Genomic DNA, 18,519 nt, shown 5'->3' on the forward strand with positions numbered 1-18,519 from the left:
TTATTCGGCATAAATTTTTTTGTCCTGGACGCGGTAAATTTTTGTTCCCTGCACGATTTCCTGAAGAATTTTTGCCGTCCGTTCATGGCAGGTATAAAAAAGAATTTGCTGGTTATTATACAGATCAAGCGTTTCTTGGACCATTAAATCCAAAACTTTGGCTGTATTTCGTATTCTCCGTTCGTCGAAGTTGACCAGAATGTCGTCCATTAAAATAGGCAGGGGACGTTTGGTGAGCGAACGGTTTTTTATATGGGCGAGGCGCAGGGAAAGATAAAGCTGTTCTTTCGCGCCCTGGCTGAGCATTTCCGCTTGCAGGTATTTGCCGTTTCCGTCAATGACATGGACGCTTCTGTCGTCCAAATTGACTTTTATCCCCTGCCATGCATTGTCGGTGATTTCAGTGAAAAATTCAGAGGCGATCTGCACGATTTGGGGTTGGCTGTTTTCTTCGTATTGCTTTTTGGCGCGTTCCAAAATTTCTTTTGCAAAAGCGTATTCCAGCCATGACTCATAGTTTTCTTTTATTTCCTCTTCGGTTTTTTTCATGCGGTAGCCGGCTTCGTTGGAAAGGCTTTCTTCATACATGAAGGTCCGTTCCGCTTCAACCTTGCCTTGCAGGGATTGGATATGTTTTTCTATACGGTCAAGTCCGGCGTCTTCTTCCTGCAATTCTTCCAATTCCGCTTCAAAGCGGGTTTTCGCGTTTTCATCAAAATAGGCGAAAATTTCCGGCAGCGGTTTTTGGTCGGGCAATTCCCTGTATTCCCGCTTGCTTGGCGTATCGCTTTTTCCGATGAATTGCGGAATTGCTTCTTCCCTCAGGCTTTCTTCAATAATAACAGCCTGCTGGGTATAACGTTCGCTTTCTTTCATTCGGGCGAAAAGGTCGGCGAGGGCTTCTTCGTTTTCCACATGGGCGGAGGCGTAAAGCTCCTGCAGTGTTTTTTCCACTTCCTGGACATCTGTTTTCGCTTGGTTGTAGCGCTCTTTTGCTTGCTCGTATTCTTTCAGCAGGTTTTCCTTTTGCTGGAAAAGGGCGTATTCTTCTTCAAGCTCAAGCATGAGGTCCCGATACGCCTGAATATAGTCGTTTTCCGTGCGGATTGGTTCTTTCGGAGAAAAGTCGGTACGGATTAAAATTGTCCGCAGGGGTTCGATGAAATCTTTGAGCGCCTCATATTGCGCCGACAACTGTTCTTTGCGGTTTTCCTGTTCCGTATGAAGCGTATGCAGGTGGTAAAGCATTTCCACGCATTGTTTGACATTTGAAAATGTGCCTGAAAAAATATCTTGTTCCTGTTCTTCGTTGCAAAGTTTTCGCACGAACTGATTATGCATGTCTTCGGATAATAAGCCGTTTTTGCATAAAAAATCCGCCAATTGCTTATAAATTTTTTCCAAGGCGTTCTTCCGTTCCGCAAGGGATTTTTCCACATTGGCGTAATGTTCCGCGCTTTCTTCCAAGCTTGCCAAACTTTCGGCGAAAATAGCCCCGTGCATTTCTTGGATGTGTTTGAACTGTTCTTCCCGGATAGTGTGGCGGTATTCGATTAAACGAGGCAGATATTCCTCGGAGGGGAGTTTGGCGAACATGTCGGATAATTGGGGGATGGCTGTTTTCAGCCATTGCGTGAACTCATTGTAAACGTCATGGCACTGCCGCACATTGACGCTCATGGTGTTGATGTCCTGTACCAGCAAATCCAGGCGGCGGATTGTTCTCATGAAGTTCGGCACATCCGCCATGGACCGTATGCTGTCTTGCGCTTGGGAAAGGGAATTGCGGATTTGCTTTTCAAGCTGTTCCGCTTGTTCTTTCAGTTCCGCAATTCGGGCATGGTTTTGGAGCGGGTCGGGATTTTCTTGTGTTTCTTCTGCTGCGCCGGCATTGAATTTTTTTGCGTAATGACTGTAAAGGGACGCTCTTTCCTTCGCTTTTTCAATAACTTGAGTAAGCCAGGAAAGTTTCGCTTCGTCAATTTTCTGAAGCAGTTCCTCGTCAAAATGCAGCATTTCGTTTTGTTTTTCCGCCGCTTCGTTTTGAGGAAGTTCTTTTGCCTGTTCCGGATAGAAGTTTTGCAGAAGTTTTTCTTGGATGTCCTGCAATTCCTGTAAATCATGAACAAGAAGGTCAACTTGCTCGTTGGGGGAATAAGAGGGCTGTCCGGCATTTTTTTGTTGGAAATACCATAAAAAAGCCCCTTGTCCGATACCTGCCAAAAGCAAAATGACAGGCAGCAAAAACGGGATGTTCAATGTTCCGAAAAAAATATCCACTTGGGAACTGCTGCTTGTAAAGCGTAAGAGAAGCAGCAAAAAAGCCGTGCCGGCGCATAAAAGCGCGGGAATTTTGGTCCATTTCGGCAATGCCTCTTGTTCATATTCCGGTTCCGTTTTTTGCTCTATTTGCTCCAGCTGCCTGATGATGTTACGGGTGGCTTTGTCAATGGCGTTGATTTTTTCAATACGTTTTTTGTCTTGCTCGCCGTTTTGTTTCGCTCTGTTTGCTTTTTCCTGCAAGTGTTCTTCCTGCAGCTGCAAATCTTGGGTAGTTTGTTCATATTGTTTGAAAGCAGTTAAAATTTCTTCTTCGTTGCTGTGGATGCCGCGTACGATTTGGGCAAGCTGCATGTAATGCTGCAGAAAATCTTTTGCGTTGTCCTTGCTGACGGTATTGTCCTGCAGGGAAGAAAAGCCCAGTTCCTTGCTTTGGTTTAAAAATTCCGTATATTTTTCGGTGGAAATGTCAAGATAGGAGTTTTCTTTTTCCTGGGTTTCCTGCAAGCGGTTTTGCCATTGCTGGAGCAGCTGTTCAAATGCGATTTCTTCTTTGCTCAACAAATTGTTTTTATTTAAATTTTTATTGTTTTCCGCTTTTTCTTTCAATACGGCTTGGTATTTGAGGTTTGCTTTTTCCGTATCGCGTTTCGCATATTCCAAGGCTGTTTTGGCGTTTTGCACCTGGGCTTTGGCTTCTCTGATCCGGCTTGCGGATTTTTCCAGATCGTCAAGAAAAAGGCTGTCTTCCAAAACCGTGCCGAAATGTTCCAATAAACGTTCGGGGCTTTCGTAATGGTGGATAAGAGGGCTGGGATTGAAGAGCTGCCACGCTTCAAGGATTTTTTTGTTTTGTTTGTTAAGGGCGAGAAAAGCCTGCTCGATTTGAACTTTTCGCGCAGGGATTTCAGCAATGATTTTTTGCGCTTCCAAAAATTTTGCATTTAAATTCTTAATCGGCAAATACTGGGCGATAAGGTTTGTTCTGATATTGAATTTTTTCAGTCTGTATTCAAATTCCCGCTGCGTGTGTGAAAGGGAAGCCAAGAATTTTTGTTTCATGCTGCGCTGTTCCAAAATTTTTGTGAATAAAATTTCGGCGTCATCGGCATGTTCGTCAAAAAACTTGCCTGTGAGGGCTTGCATTTTTATAAATTCTTTTTGCAGGTCCGCCCATTTTTTCCATTGTCCCCAAAGTGTTATGCATGTGCGCAATTCTTCCGCATGGGCTTTTATCTTGATTTTTTCCTGTTTTAATTCGTCATAGGAAAGGGTTGCGCTTTGAAGCCTGTTTTGCAGTTCGTCAAATTTTTTTACCCGTTGGTTCGTTTCTTCAAAAAGCGCGTTTTCATCTTTCCATTTTGCGAACAGCGCCTGCAGTACGGATGTTTTGCCTTTCGCCTTATACAGTTTGTCCATTTGTTCTTGGATTTTCTGCAAGGCGACTTCGGGAGTGATAAGTCCGAGCCCATAGCTTGCGCCCAAAACGTTTTCAAGGATATTGGTGTCTTGAAACGCGGAAAAATTTTGCAGTTCCGCCAGATTGAACCCGAAAACAAGGCGGTACACATCTTGTGAGATATTATCTGTTGCATTGAAAAAAATCGTGTTTTCAATTTTTTTTCCGGTTTCGTCGTATACTTTTAAATTGCGGTTGGAGCGGGCGGAAAAATTTCTTTCCACACGCATTCCGCCATATTTTTCATCTTCCAGAAGAAGGGTCCCCCCTCTGAATTTCTTGATGGACTGGGAAAAGAGGTCACGCCTGTTGGGAATACCCGTGAGCATGGTGCGGATAAATTCCATGGAAGAACTTTTGCCTGCTTCGTTGTCGCCAAGAAAAACCGCCATTGTTTGGGGCAGATTTTCAACATCAATATTTTCTAAAGGACCGAATTCTTCAATATGAAAATTTTTAATATACATATTTCCACCGAATTATTTGGGTTCCAATACGTTAACGCAAATATTCTCGCATGCTTTGAGCAGCGTTTTCCGATATTTTTCCAATTGTTTTTTACTGCGTTTATCGCCATGGGCGAAAAATCCGAGTTCGATTTCATTCTTGATTTTGAAATCATTATCCAATTTTCTGAGGATGCTCTCAAAGGTTTCCGGGTCCTGGCGGAGCGTTTCCAGCAGTCTGAACACTTCTCCCAGTAAATCATCGCGTTTATGAGCGTTTTCATAGCCGAAACGCGGGCGGATCAGACATTTGATTTTTTTGATAAAAATTTTTGCGTCTGTTTCAATTTCTTCAAGTTTGCTTTTCAGGTTTTGAATAAAACCTTCCTCTTGCAGTTCTTCGTACAAATCGTGCTGTCCTTCGAGATAAAGATTGAAAATTCTTGTGCGGCAAAGAGGATTTTTTTCAAATTTCGCGTATTCTTTTTTGAATGCATAAAGAAAATATTCAAGGCATTGTCCGGTATTTTCAAGCTCTTCATCCATGGCGAGGGTAAGGGAGAGGGAATAGGTTTCAAGCGGGGCGAGCGGAAAAAATTCCGTATGGATTTTCTGCTCCGTTTTGTTTTCAAAATGTTCCGCGGTGACAAGCGTCGCTCCGCGGGCTCCTGTTTCACTCATGCGGGTAGCCTGCATCGCGCCCGCATAGGCGAGAAAGGGGCTTTCCTGAATGACGGCGGGTTCGTGGATATGTCCCAGCGCCCAATAATCAATGGGGAAGCTGTTGAAATCTTTTTCCCTGCAAAGGGCGACGACGTGTTTGTCGGTATTTTTGATTTTATCGGAGCTGCTCACTGTCGCGTGCAGAACGCCGATATTGAACGGGGCTGCGGCATCGCAGGAAAAATCTTTCAAAAAATTTTTTAATTCCTTGCGGGTGCTGTGGCTGACGCCGTATATGCTGCATAGGGGCGCGCATCGGTCCGTTTCGTTCTCCGTATCTTCTTTTTTACTAGGGGGATAAGGAAAATACGACCAGTTTTCGGAAAAGCGGAAAACATTTTCAAAATTTTGGAAAAAGCTGTCGTTTTGCCCTAAGTGGTCGTGATTGCCGCAGGCGTAATAAAAAGGAATATCCAGCGTTTTCAGCTCGTTGAAAAAATCCGTCAGACAAAAACGGGCTTCCAGGCTTAAAAGCCCGTGCTCGTGGATGTCACCCGAATAAACAATGAATTGCGGTGATTTTTGTCTGCAAAGTTCCAGTAAATTTTTCAATGCCCCGTAAGGGGCGTCATGCAGACGGATTGCCATTTCATCATTTTCTTGTTTCACGGGAGGAAAATTGTCCAAATGCAAATCAGAAACATGAATAAACGATAGTTGCTGCATAACCCCCTCTTATTTTTGCTGCATTTTGCTGATTTCAATAAATTTTTTCGCTACGGCTTGGTTGTTCGGTTCCGCTTCTGTGGCGCGTTTATAAAAATGTTTCGCCCGCGTGATATAGTTTTTTTGCAGATAAAGTTCGCCGATATAGGCGAAAATGGCATGTTCGTCCTTATAATTTTCCAGCGCCTTTTCAACGGCTGTGTCGGCTTGTTCAAGAAAATCCCTGCTTAAGAAGTCTTTGGCGGAATTTAAATAGGTGTCAAGCGCTTTTTTGCGCTTGAGGGCGTCTTCGTAACTCTCTTCCTCTTTTTGGTTTTTGGTCAGGTGTTCATAGGCTTTCATGCAGGTCACAAGCAGTTTTTTCTCTTCGCCCGCCGTGTAGCTGAAAGAAATGTTCAATGCGTCCTTTACTTGGGTGAACGCGTTGTATTCCATCGTGGTGTCGCGGATAAGGCTTTTTAGTTCGGTGGAAACGGGCGTGTTGGACTGCACGAGGGCGTGCATTGCGTAAATGAAGCGTTTTAAGGAACCTGCCAAATCGCCTTTTTTGGCGCTCACTTTTGCGGAAGAAAGTTGGGTGCGTATTTGATTTATATCCATAAAAAACCTCTGATTTGTATTTCTTACATTTTGTCACAAATTGGTGCTTTTAGCAAGGTTTTTTATTCTAACAAACTCTATTTATTATAGAATGGATTTTTTATCTTGTTTAGCTTGCAATAAAAAAATACTTATGGCATAAGAAATGCATGCGAAGGAGATCTTGATTTTGGAGAAGGGTTATGGCTTTGGAGCTTAAACAACAGCTGAAGCAGACGCAGCAGCTTCTTATGTCGCCGCAATTGCAGCAAGCCATAAAATTGCTGCAAATGTCCAGGCTGGAGCTTGTGGAGCATATTCAGCAGGAATTGCTTGAAAACCCTTTTTTGGAAGAGGTTCAAGGTTCGCCGGAACTTTCCGATGTTGACGAGAATTTTTCGGAATTGAATGAAAACCGCGCAAGTTCCGAAGCCGATGAGGGATATTCCTTTGAAGAGATAAACAAAAACGGCGATTGGGAAGATTATTTGGGGGAACTTTCCTCCGCTCCCAAGACTTCGTCCGCCCATGAATACGAATCCATAGAAGACAATAATTTTATCGAAACACGCTATGCGGAAAAAAGTTCTTTGGACGATCACCTCATGTGGCAGCTCCGCCTTTCCTCTTTTACCGAAGAAGAGCTGGATATTTGCGAAAATATTATCGGAAATCTGGACAGCTGCGGGTATTTGCGTGCCGAACTTTCCGAAATAGCGGAAGCGACGCGAAGCAGTGCGGAAAAGGTCGAAGAACTGCTTTATAAGGTGCAGCGTCTTGATCCCGTCGGGGTTGCCGCAAGAACGCCCCAGGAATGTCTGCTTGTGCAGGTGGAAGTGCTGAAATACGACCGGGACCCTGTTTTGGTCGAGCTTATCAAATACCACCTTACTGACCTTGAAACGCACAGATACAAGCCCCTTTTGCGCAAATTCCATTTGGATATGGAAACCCTCAAGGAATACCTTGATATTATCCAGTCCCTCGACCCCATGCCCGGAGCGAGTTTCGGCGAAAGCGAACCGTTGTATGTCAGCCCTGACGTGTATGTTTTTCCGAGTGACGGCGATTTTGTCATTTTATTGAACGATGAAGATATTCCCAATTTGCGCCTGAATGATTTTTTGGATAAGGGCAATGTTTCTGCCGAGGTGAAAGATTTCACCAATAAGAAAATAGCGTCCGCTTCATGGCTTATCAAAAGTCTTGAACAAAGAAAGCGCACCCTTTATAAGGTTGTGGAAAGCATAGTCAAATTCCAGCGTTCGTTTTTCGAAGAGGGCGTGGATAAGCTGAAGCCTCTTATTTTAAAAGATATAGCGGAAGATATTGAAATGCATGAATCTTCTGTAAGCCGTATTACGACCAATAAATATGTTTCCACGCCGCATGGGGTGTTTGAGCTGAAATTTTTCTTCAACAGCGCCCTGAGTTCCGACAACGGCGACTCTGTCGGCTCGGAAAGCGTGAAAGCGCTTATTAAGAAGATGATTGGTAAGGAAGACCCCAAAAACCCCCTTGCCGACGAGAAGCTTTGCGAGCTTTTAAAACAGGAAATAGGGGTTGACATCGCCCGCCGAACCGTGGCGAAATACAGGACGGCATTGAATATTCCTTCTTCTTCCAAAAGAAAACAACGGTTTTAATGGTATTAAACAGAATGATGATAGCCCGGATAATTTGTGTTTTGCTTTGTTTTTTTAGTTTCGGTTTTCATGCCGCCGCCGCGCCGCTGAACGTGCGCGGGGCGATTTTAATGGATTTGGACTCCGTTAAGGTGCTGTATAAGCAAAATGAAAACAAGAGAATTCCGCCTGCTTCGCTTACGAAGATTATGACCATGTATTTGGTTTTTGATGCCATAAAAGCCAAAAAAATCAGCTTGGATACGAAAGTGAAAATCAGCCGGAAGGCGGCGTGCACGGGCGGTTCGAGCATGCACCTGAAAAAGGGCGATATTGTCACGGTAAAACAGCTTTTGTACGGCATGGCTGTTGCAAGCGGCAATGACGCCTGCGTCGCCATTGCGGAACATATGGCAGGTTCCGAAAAAAAATTCGTACGGCTTATGAATGAAAAGGCAAGACGCCTTAAAATGAACCATACCGTTTTTAAAACCTGCAATGGATTGCCCGCGAAAGGGCAGTACACAACGGCGAACGACATGCTCGCCTTGAGCCGGAATTATATCATGACGCACCCCGAGTGCCTGACGTATCATAATACGAAGCAATACGCCTACCGCGACTATGTATTGAGAAATAAAAATCCGCTGCTTGGCAGATACCAAGGGGCGGACGGGCTGAAAACCGGCTGGACGAGGGCTTCGGGCTACAATATCGTCAGCACGGTGCGGCGCGGAGGCACAAGGCTTTTGGCTGTCATTTTAGGGGCGAACACCGATACCATACGGGCGAAGGAACTGAAAAAGCTCATGGACGCGGGGTTTGCCGTAAAATCCCATAAAATCGCTAAAATTTCCAAAGCCTTATAGCGATATGAGGCTTTTTTTCTTTGACGAAACCGTTTTATTTTGTTTCTCATTTTATCCCGTTTTTCAAAAACCGCTTAAGCGTTTTTTTTCCAGTATGAACGTTTTCAGATTTGCCCCCGTATCGGTTTGAACTGCTCTGTTTACAATATTGTAATTTTTGTTTTCCGCCGAAGAGTTCTTTTTTTTCTTGATAATCATATTGCCAAGGAAAAGATATTTATCGGTATGATTGAATTTTAATTTAAGAAGATAATGCTTGCTTATTCTTGTATAATGCAGTATTATTTATTTTTACAAAATTGTAAAAATGGTTGAGTCTTTTGGTTAAACAATTAATTTTGAGAGGTTTCGCATGAACCAGATTTTGGATCAACTTAATGTGTTGGTTTCAGATATCAACAGCATCCTTTGGGGACCGTATTGTCTGATTCCAATTTTAGTTGGTGCCGGCATTTATTTTACTTTGAAACTCAAATTCGTCCAGGTTAAACGCTTTTTTAAGGCTGTGCGCTATGGTTTTGGCGATATGTCCTTACAAGGGGAAAAGGCAGGCAAGGACGGCATGAGTTCGTTCCAGTCCCTGACAACCGCCGTTGCGGCGCAAGTCGGCACGGGGAATATGGCAGGTGCGGCAACAGCTATCGCATGCGGCGGTCCGGGTGCTATTTTCTGGATGTGGATTGCGGCTTTCTTCGGTATGGCGACCATTTTCGTCGAAGCTGTCCTCGCTCAAATTTATAAGACAAAAGACGATAAAGGGCACAGTGTCGGCGGACCTGCTTATTATATTTCCAAAGGGCTCGGCAGCAAAGCTTTGGCTGGATTTTTCGCCGTAACCATTATTTTGGCTCTCGGTTTTATCGGGAATATGGTGCAGGCGAACTCCATCGCCGATTCTTTTTATACCGCTTTCGGCATTCCTCCTTTTGTCATCGGTTTGCTTGTTGCTGCTTTCGTCGGTTTCATTTTTCTCGGCGGTGTTTCCCGTTTGGCATATACCACGGAAAAAATGGTGCCTCTCATGGCGGTGCTTTATATCATCGGTGCCGTTATTGTTATGGTTATCCATATCGACCAGCTTATTCCGGCTTTCAAAATGATTTTTGTAGGCGCTTTCGACCCCATGGCTGCAACAGGCGGCGTTATCGGGGCGAGCATTAAGGAAGCCATGCGTTACGGGGTTGCCCGCGGGCTTTTCTCAAACGAAGCCGGTATGGGCTCAACGCCTCATGCGCACGCTATCGCAAAGGTTAAATATCCTGCCCAGCAAGGTTTGGTCGCCATTATCGGTGTTTTCTTCGATACCTTTGTCGTGCTCAATATGACGGCATTCGTCATTCTTATGACCGGCGCGCTTGGAACCGATCCGAATGCCGTGCCGCAGGGCATAGCTCTTACTCAAAAAGCCTTCACCATCGGGCTCGGACCTCTCGGCAGCACCTTTGTTGCCGTCTGTTTGTTCTTTTTCGCAGGTTCGACTATTTTGAGCTGGTCTTTCTTCGGTGAACAAAACATCAAGTATTTGTTCGGAACAAAGGCGGTTAGACCGTATAAGCTTGTTATCATCGTCTTTTTGGTCCTCGGCTCCGTGCTCAAGGTCGACCTTGTTTGGAATTTGGCGGACTTCTTCAACGGTATCATGGTGCTTCCAAACATTATCGCCTTGTTCGCCCTCGGCAAGTTCGTAAGCATGGCTCTTGACGAATTTAACCGCGAAGTGAAGTAATGCCATAAAAATATGTTGGTAAAAAACTAAAGCCGCCTGCTTGCCGGGCGGCTTTTTTGCGTGAATACGAAACGGAACGGTTTTGCCGAAGATACGGAGCAAATCCGCTGTCGGTGATTTACCTTGCTTTCATGAGGTGAACAGTGTATCTTGATTAAAGAAAGTAAAATTTAAGTTAATAGTAAATTGAGGTGGTTATGAATAATGGTTTGCAAGCAATTATAAAAAATAATAATGCTCTCAATATGGAATATGATAAGGACGAAATTGGTGACGGTTTTCAATTAAGATTTGTCGGGAAAAGTTATGCCAAGTATATAAAAGAACTGGATACGGAAACAATGCTTGTGCCTGATACTGCATGGAATGAACGGGAAGAAAACAAAAACAGCGAAAATGTTTTTATTACCGGTGATAATTTGGAAATCCTGAAGCATTTGCAAAAAGCCTATACCAATAAAATAAAGCTTATTTATATAGACCCTCCGTATAATACGGGCAATGATGATTTTGTGTATAAGGATAATTTTAAATTTACGGACAAAGAGTTGGAAGAAAAATTAGGCTTATCTTCGGAAGAAATTGAACGGGTAAAAAGCCTGAAAGGTAAAAGCTCACACTCTGCGTGGCTTACATTCATGTATCCCCGTTTAGCCTTGGCGAAACGCTTACTGACAGAAGACGGGGTTATTTTTATTTCCATTGACGATAATGAACAGGCAAATTTGAAATTGATTTGTGATGAGATTTTCGGGGAAGGGAATTTTATTGCAAATTTTATAGTAATACGTTCAGAAGGTGGCGGATTGGCAAAAAATGCTGTAATTGGGCATGATTACTTATTAGCTTATACTAAAAACATATTAAAATATACGCCATTAGGAAAGCCTAAAGATATAAGAGGACAAATTATAGAAAAAAATGGTGAACAATATTGGATAGAAACAGATTGGTTACGGGAAGAATTTGGAAAATATGGAACTTGTTCTTATGAGGATATTTTAAATTTTTATGACCAAAAAAAGAAAGATGAAATTGATGAAGGAATAATAAAAGGTGATTATATATTAATTCCAAAAGAAAATAAAAATATTGTAGGAAGATATAGAAAAATTGCAGATGATACATCAAAACTTTATACAATTGTAAAACATTTAAATAAAAATGGTGTACATGATTTAAAACAATTAAATTTAGAAAATATTTTCAATTATCCTAAGTCAGTATCATTATTAAAAGATTTTATATTAAGTGCAACGATATTAAATAAGAATTGTGATGACATTATCCTTGACTTTTTCGCAGGTTCCGCAACTACCGCCCATGCTGTCATGCAATTAAACAAAGAGGACGGAGGCAACCGCAAATATATTATGGTTCAGCTTGACGAACCGGTCAAAGAAAATTCGGAAGCACAGAAACAAGGCTATAAGACTATTGACGAAATAAGCAGACAGAGGATTAAAAATGCAGCAAAAAAACTAGAAGACAGCAGCGGTTTTAAACATTATAAAATCGCTTCTGTTTCCGATACTAAGATATTGGCTAAAATTGAAGAATTTAATCCCAATAAGCCTTTGCTTTGGGATAGTGATAAATTATCCTTGGATGATTTTTCTGGCAAGAGTCTGAATACTGATTTGGCTGCAACAGGAAAAGATACGCTTCTTGCAACATGGCTTATTGCTGACGGTTTTGCATTTAATACCCTTATTCAGGAATTGCATATTAAAGATTATGTTGCTTATTCTCCTGATGCGTACCGCTCTTTATATTTTATCAATGAGGGCTGGAACAGCGGGCATACAAAAGAATTTCTCAATATGATTGGTAAAAGAAAGCAACGTGTTAATACTATTTATTTGTATAATCACAGTTTTGATTTTACCAATTTAACCGAATTGAAAAATAATTTAAAAAGTGTTCTTGATGTTGAAAAACAGATTAATATCATAGAGAGATTTTAATATGGAACTTTTTTTAGAGCAATTACCGCACCAAGAAGAAGCGCTTCAATGTATATTGAAAGAATTCTCCCAAAAAGATAATTCCCGAAGAAAAGCTGAGGCAAATCCCGATGTGCAGGTGAAAAATTTTATTGATGTTAAAATGGAAACAGGTACGGGCAAAACCTATGTTTATACACGGATAATGTATGAACTTTTTGCTGAATACGGCTTGCAGAAATTTATTATTGTCGTTCCCAGCCTTGCGATTAAAGAAGGCACGAAAAATTTTATAGAGGCACAATATGTGCAAAAACATTTAAATGAAGTTTTAAAAACAAACTACACAGTCGCTTTATCTGTAATAAACAGTAAAGATTTTGAAACGAAAAAAGGCAGAAAAACCATTCCAAGCCACCTCAAAGATTTTTTAGACGGCTCAATGCATGAAAAAAATACTGTTTTTTGTTTGTTGATTAACGACGCCATGTTGCGGAGTATGGAAACCAAGGAATTCGACCAGACATTGCTTGATTCGTATTCAAAGATATATCCCGCTATTAAAGCAATCAAGCCTATTATCATTATTGATGAACCACACAGATTTAAACAAGATAATAAGGCGATGCGGAGCATTCAGGAGTTAGCCCCGCAATGTATTCTCCGTTTTGGGGCGACGTTTCCGGAAATTGAAGTCGGAACCGGCAAAAATAAGCAGAAAAAAATCGATTATAAAAATTTGGTCTATGATTTAAATGCGTTGTCTTCTTTTAATCAGCGTTTGGTCAAAGGGGTAAATATCCAATATCCAAGTTTAATAAAAGAGGAAAGCTCAATTTATAAAGTTGTCGGGTTAACCAATACTGCATTGACATTAAAAAAGGATAATAAGGAATATCAAATAGAAAAGGGAGAATTGTTACCCGATGATTTCGGAGGCAATTTATACTATGTTGGAGGAAAAGAGAAACTTCTTTCCAACGGGTTGAATCTTGAAAGCAATATGCAGTTGGTTTCCGATGTTTTTCTGCAAAGTTATCAGGAAATATTATTGAAACAAGCTATTGATACGCATTTTAAAAAAGAAAAAGAAAACTGGGAAGAGAATATAAAAACCTTATCCTTATTTTTTATTGATGATATTAAGAGTTACCGTAATAAAGAAAATGAGGGCTGGCTTAAACAAAAATTTGAAGAATTATTAAAACATAAACTTGAAGCGTTGATAAAAGAGGAAACGAACCAAGAATATAAAGAATTTTTAAAAGAAAGTTTAAAAAATATCGGGCAAACCCATGCCGGCTATTTTGCGGAAGATACAGGAAAGGCTGATGAAGAAATTCAAAAGCAGATTGACGATATTTTAAGAAATAAATCGGAAATGCTTTCTTTTAAAGATAAAAATAGTGCATGGGTTGTGCGAAGGTTTTTCTTTTCAAAATGGACATTACGTGAGGGCTGGGATAATCCGAATATTTTTGTAATTACAAAATTACGGAAAAGCGGAAGTGAAATAAGCAAAATTCAGGAAGTCGGCAGGGGCTTGCGTTTACCCGTGAATGCCAGCGGTAAAAGAATGTCAAACACGGATAAAGATTATTACTTAGATTTAATTATTGATTGGTCGGAAAAAGATTTTGCACAAAGTTTAAAAGAAGAAATTGTTAGTGATAATAAACAATTATATAAAAAAATAACCGATGAATTGTGCGATATTGTTTTGCACAAACAAGGGAAGGAATGTACAGAAAAAAATAGGGACGAGCTTTTTATTTCTTTGCTGACTGAGAAAATTATTAACCGTGAGGGTGAGATTACAAATTTTGAAGAATTTGTAAAATATTTGCCTGAAGAATATGTTCTGAAAGAAAATATTATTACTGAAAATGGCAGAAAAAATTCTAAAGTAAAATTACGGAAAGAAAATTGGGAAAAAATTAGGGAATTATGGAAACAAATTACAAAAAGATTTATGGTTGAGTATGACCAAATCCCTAATGAAGATTTAAAAAATATTTTAAAACATTCCTTAAAAAATAATGCTTTTCAATTAAATTCCGGAACTATTGTTCATAAAAAATTGGTTGTTGAAAATGGTATGCTCGTTATCAAGGAAACGACAGAAGATTTGAATTTTCCTGTGGGAACCTTGCCTTATGGTGTGTTTTTACAAAAACTTTCAATGGTTACCAATATTCCTGTACATATAATTCATAAGGCAATGTCTGAATTATATCCTGATGGAGTGAATAAAGAGCAATTCAATATCAATTCTGTGAATAATATCAATGTTAATTTTGAAAAAGAATTTGCAGAATATTTTTCAACAAGATATGAATATAATTCTTTAGATTTTATTGCCGCAACCAGCCTTATGAAAGACGGTGTTTTCCTTGATGAAATAGAGCAAAATTTATTGGGTCTAAAGGAAGATAAAACCTTTGAGGTTGAGAAAAATTATTTGTATGACAAAAAAGTTTTTGACAGTGGCATAGAGCAGGATATTTTGAAGGAAGCCCCGCAGAAAGAAGTTCTTGTTTTTGGAAAACTTCCAAGACGTAGTGTAAAAGTTCCTCTTTATACCGGCGGAACAACAAGTCCTGATTTTGTTTATGCCATAAAAAATAATAAACAGGTGCAAGTTGGTTTAATTGTCGAAGCAAAATCAGATAATTTGCGGGAAAAAGAAATATCTGCCATAAATGCCCAAGAAAAATATTTTAAACAATTTGATAAAATAAAATGGAAAAAAGTGACTTCTGTAAATGAATTTCGTAATTGCTTGAAAAGTTTGATTAAAGAGGAATAATTTTTTAAGTGAGATAAGAAAAGAACAAAAGGCATATGGATGAATTTTGTATGGGCTTATATGCTGTATAAAATTTATACAGAAAGGCGGAAAAACTGTGCAAAGATTGTATAGGCGGCAGGGGCTGTGAGATGAGTTTGTAAAAAATATATTTTTATTTTATTGAATTTATTATATTTTAATTTTTACGTATGTTTGGCACGGTCCTTGCTGATAAACAGGTATCATATCAAAGTTCTGATTTGATATGTTTACATAGCTTATAAAGCAAGGGGAGTTCGGAACCCCTATAAAAACACCGTTTATATAAAACTCTCCTTTAAACTGCCTCCTTTTTTAGCCCTTTATTCCCCAAGATAAGGGGCTTTTTTCGTATGATTTTTTGTGCTTGCCAAATATTATAGAAATGATATTAACGTAACTGCAAAGAAAAAGGAAACAATATGTCAGAAAAGAAAAACAAGATAAAGCAAAATACGGAGCAAAACGGTGCGATCATTGTCGAAGGGGCAAGACAGCACAATTTGAAAAATATCAATGTGCGTATTCCGCGCAATGAACTTGTGGTTGTGTGCGGTCCTTCCGGGTCCGGCAAATCGACCCTTGCTTTTGATATTGTTTACGCAGAGGGGCAAAGGCGCTATGTGGAGTCTTTGTCCGCCTATGCCCGCCAGTTTTTGCCTAAAATGGATAAGCCCTTGGTGGATAAAATCGAGGGGCTTTCTCCCGCCATAAGTCTTGAGCAGCAGACCACGGGGCGAAATCCGCGCTCGACTGTGGGCACGGTGACGGAAGTGTATGATTTTTTAAGGGTGTTTTTCGCGCGGCTCGGTTCGATGTATTGTGTGAAGTGCGGTACTCCCATTGAAGCCCGCGCCTCTGATGAAATCATTGCCGACATCATGGATTTGCCGCAAGGGTCACGGCTTGTTTTGCTTGCGCCGCTTGTGGAAATGCAAAAAGGCACGCATCAGGACAGGTTTAAAAAATTGAAAGCTGACGGTTTTGTGCGGGTGCGGGTGGCGACTCTTGGTGAAGAAAAGAAAATTTACACCCTCGATGAAGCACCTGAATTGGATAAGAATAAAAAGCACAGTATCGATTTGGTCATTGACAGGCTGGTTATCAAGGAAGACATGCGCACCCGTCTGGCTGATTCTGTGGAATTGGCTCTCAAATACGGTGAGGGGCGTATCATTGTGTCCTGCGAGGGCAGGGAAGACGTCGTCCATTCGACAGACAGCGTTTGCCCTAAATGCCATACGACAATGCCGGTTCCCTCTCCGCAGCTTTTTTCGTTCAACAGCCCGCAGGGGGCTTGCCCGCAGTGCGCAGGCATAGGCACTGTGGCGACGTTCGATTCCCAACTTATCGCGCCGGATGAAAGCCTGTCCCTTGCCGAGGGGGCATTGGCGCCGTTTTCCAGCCCGTATACATGGAAACAAATAGAAAAACCTCTTGCGGAACTGGGCAGGCGGCATGGTTTCACGTTGAATATGCCTTTGAAAGATTTCAGCGAAGAAGCCAAAAAAGCCCTTTTTCATGGCGAAGCGGGGGGCGTGAACAGAACAGGAAGCCTGCGCCGGAATTTCATGGGCGGAACAAGCCTCAATCGGGCGCTGGACGAAAGCGCAAGCGGTAATGCCCACTGGTCCGGGGTGATGTATTTGCTGGAACGTTTCATGGCGCATGGCGATGCATGGAGTGAAATTTTGTCGAAATACAGCTATGCGGTGGACTGTCCGCAGTGCAGGGGGGCAAGGCTGCGTCCGGAAGCGCTTTGCGTGAAAGTGGGCAAAGCCCATGTTAAAAATCCGGCGGCAGAATATAATATTTACGAATTTTGCAGTCTTTCCATTGCAAAGGCTTTGGCTTGGCTTGAAAGTTTGGAATTTACCGGCAGGCATGCGATCATTGCCGAACCTTTATTGAAGGAATTGACGCACCGTCTTTCTTTCATGCTCAATGTGGGGCTTGATTATCTTTCCCTCGCCCGTTCCATGATAACCCTTTCCGGCGGGGAGTCCCAGCGCATACGTCTTGCTTCCCAGCTCGGTTCCGGTTTGGTCGGGGTGACCTATGTTTTGGATGAACCGTCCATCGGTCTGCACCCCCGTGACAACGAGCGGCTTATTCAAACGCTGCGAAGCCTGCAAAACAGAGGCAATACGGTTTTGGTTGTGGAGCATGACGAAGCGACTATCCGCGAGGCGGATACCATTTTGGAACTGGGACCTGCTTCGGGGGCGAACGGCGGAGAACTTGTTTTTGCGGGAACTGTGCAGGAATTGTATAAAAATGCGCATTCGCTCACGGCAAAATATTTGCGCGGGGATATGAAAGTCCCTCTTCCCGATGAACGGCGCGAGCCCAAAGAGTTTTTAACCTTGAAAGGCGTGACGACCAACAATATCAAAAACATCGACTGCGCCATTCCTTTAGGTTTGCTTACGTGTGTGACGGGCGTTTCCGGATCCGGCAAAAGCTCCCTTGTGATTGATACGCTGTATAAGCATATAGCCATGCACTGCGGGATAAAGGTCGATCAGCCGGGGGAAGTGAAGAGGATTGTCAATATCGATAAAATCGAACGTGTCGTGTCCATTGACCAAAGCCCTATCGGCAGGACGCCCCGTTCCAATCCTGCAACCTATACGAAGATTTTTGATGAGATACGCAATATTTTCGCCATGACGCAGGACGCGAAACGGCGCGGGTACAAGGCGGGACGGTTCAGTTTCAACGTTGCGGGCGGGCGCTGTGAAACGTGCAAAGGCGACGGACAGATCCGTGTCGAAATGCACTTTTTGCCTGATATTTTTGTGCAGTGCGATGTTTGCAAAGGTCAGCGTTTTAATCGGGAAACGCTGGAAGTCCACTATAAGGATAAGAATATCGCCGAAGTGTTGGATATGACGGTAAGCGAAGCAAGGCAGTTTTTTGAAAATTATCCTTCTCTGGAAAGGCGGCTTGCCATGCTTGAAAGCGTGGGACTCGGTTATATCCGTTTAGGGCAGCCGGCAACGACGCTTTCAGGCGGAGAAGCGCAAAGGATAAAAATCTCCCGCGAGCTTGGCAAGCGTTCTTTGCCGAATACCGTATATATTCTGGATGAACCGACAACGGGGCTGCACATGCACGAAGTGGGCAAACTGGTGACGGTTTTGCACCAGCTGGTGGAGCGCGGGGCGAGCGTTGTCGTTATCGAGCATAACACGGATGTGATTTTGGCTTCCGATTATGTTATCGACATCGGTCCCGGAGGCGGCGAAAATGGCGGAACCATTATTTCGGAGGGCACGCCGGAGGCTATTATGGCGGACCCTGCTTCCGTGACAGGAAAATTCCTGGTAGAGGAACGGCGTATGCGCCGGAAATTTTCATAGGGATT

9 protein-coding genes are annotated in these 18,519 nt (G+C 42.2%); 6 read left to right on the top strand and 3 right to left on the bottom strand.

From position 1 onward, the window contains the following. Genes JBF11_RS08375 through JBF11_RS08385 form a run of 3 tightly spaced genes read right to left on the bottom strand, consistent with a single transcriptional unit; the run spans position 1 to position 6,174 of the window. Complete coding sequence (locus JBF11_RS08375; protein ID WP_334315023.1) at positions 1 to 4,206, bottom strand: AAA family ATPase; 4,206 nt, start codon at positions 4,204 to 4,206, stop codon at positions 1 to 3. A gap of 12 nt (positions 4,207 to 4,218) precedes the next feature. Continuing rightward, entirely contained in the window at positions 4,219 to 5,574 is a 1,356-nt protein-coding gene (locus JBF11_RS08380; protein ID WP_334315024.1) for a metallophosphoesterase family protein, read from the bottom strand. A 9-nt stretch (positions 5,575 to 5,583) separates the two neighbouring features. Beyond that, positions 5,584 to 6,174 carry a hypothetical protein gene (locus JBF11_RS08385; protein ID WP_334315025.1) on the bottom strand — a complete coding sequence of 197 codons (591 nt, stop codon included), beginning with the start codon at positions 6,172 to 6,174 and terminating at the stop codon, positions 5,584 to 5,586. A 182-nt stretch (positions 6,175 to 6,356) separates the two neighbouring features. On the opposite strand from JBF11_RS08385, the gene rpoN reads away from it, so the two are divergent. From rpoN to uvrA, 6 genes are all read left to right on the top strand, one after another. Then, positions 6,357 to 7,799, top strand: coding sequence for an RNA polymerase factor sigma-54 (gene rpoN, locus JBF11_RS08390; RefSeq protein WP_334315026.1), 1,443 nt, complete (start codon positions 6,357 to 6,359; stop codon positions 7,797 to 7,799). Positions 7,800 to 7,840: 41 nt separating this feature from the next. Further along, positions 7,841 to 8,647: a D-alanyl-D-alanine carboxypeptidase family protein gene (locus JBF11_RS08395; RefSeq protein WP_334315027.1), complete on the top strand. Its 807-nt coding sequence runs from the start codon at positions 7,841 to 7,843 to the stop codon at positions 8,645 to 8,647. A gap of 352 nt (positions 8,648 to 8,999) precedes the next feature. Continuing rightward, complete coding sequence (locus JBF11_RS08400; RefSeq protein WP_334315028.1) at positions 9,000 to 10,373, top strand: alanine/glycine:cation symporter family protein; 1,374 nt, start codon at positions 9,000 to 9,002, stop codon at positions 10,371 to 10,373. Between the two features lie 197 nt (positions 10,374 to 10,570). Beyond that, entirely contained in the window at positions 10,571 to 12,340 is a 1,770-nt protein-coding gene (locus JBF11_RS08405; protein ID WP_334315029.1) for a site-specific DNA-methyltransferase, read from the top strand. 1 nt (position 12,341) lies between these two features. Then, the gene (locus JBF11_RS08410; RefSeq protein ID WP_334315030.1) at positions 12,342 to 15,128 is read left to right on the top strand and encodes a type III restriction-modification system endonuclease; all 2,787 of its coding nucleotides are present in this window, start codon (positions 12,342 to 12,344) and stop codon (positions 15,126 to 15,128) included. 443 nt (positions 15,129 to 15,571) lie between these two features. Then, entirely contained in the window at positions 15,572 to 18,514 is a 2,943-nt protein-coding gene (gene uvrA / locus JBF11_RS08415) for an excinuclease ABC subunit UvrA (RefSeq protein WP_334315031.1), read from the top strand. Positions 18,515 to 18,519: the final 5 nt, after the last annotated feature.

Origin of the sequence: Taurinivorans muris, assembly GCF_025232395.1 — a bacterium.
In the GTDB taxonomy this organism is placed as follows: domain Bacteria; phylum Desulfobacterota; class Desulfovibrionia; order Desulfovibrionales; family Desulfovibrionaceae; genus Taurinivorans; species Taurinivorans muris.

Coding starts and splice junctions, on each gene's coding strand:
- JBF11_RS08405 (WP_334315029.1), top strand. CDS start 10,571: ATGAATAATGGTTTGCAAGCAATTATAAAAAATAATAATGCTCTCAAT.
- uvrA (WP_334315031.1), top strand. CDS start 15,572: ATGTCAGAAAAGAAAAACAAGATAAAGCAAAATACGGAGCAAAACGGT.
- JBF11_RS08375 (WP_334315023.1), bottom strand. CDS start 4,206: ATGTATATTAAAAATTTTCATATTGAAGAATTCGGTCCTTTAGAAAAT.
- JBF11_RS08410 (WP_334315030.1), top strand. CDS start 12,342: ATGGAACTTTTTTTAGAGCAATTACCGCACCAAGAAGAAGCGCTTCAA.
- JBF11_RS08385 (WP_334315025.1), bottom strand. CDS start 6,174: ATGGATATAAATCAAATACGCACCCAACTTTCTTCCGCAAAAGTGAGC.
- JBF11_RS08400 (WP_334315028.1), top strand. CDS start 9,000: ATGAACCAGATTTTGGATCAACTTAATGTGTTGGTTTCAGATATCAAC.
- JBF11_RS08380 (WP_334315024.1), bottom strand. CDS start 5,574: ATGCAGCAACTATCGTTTATTCATGTTTCTGATTTGCATTTGGACAAT.
- rpoN (WP_334315026.1), top strand. CDS start 6,357: ATGGCTTTGGAGCTTAAACAACAGCTGAAGCAGACGCAGCAGCTTCTT.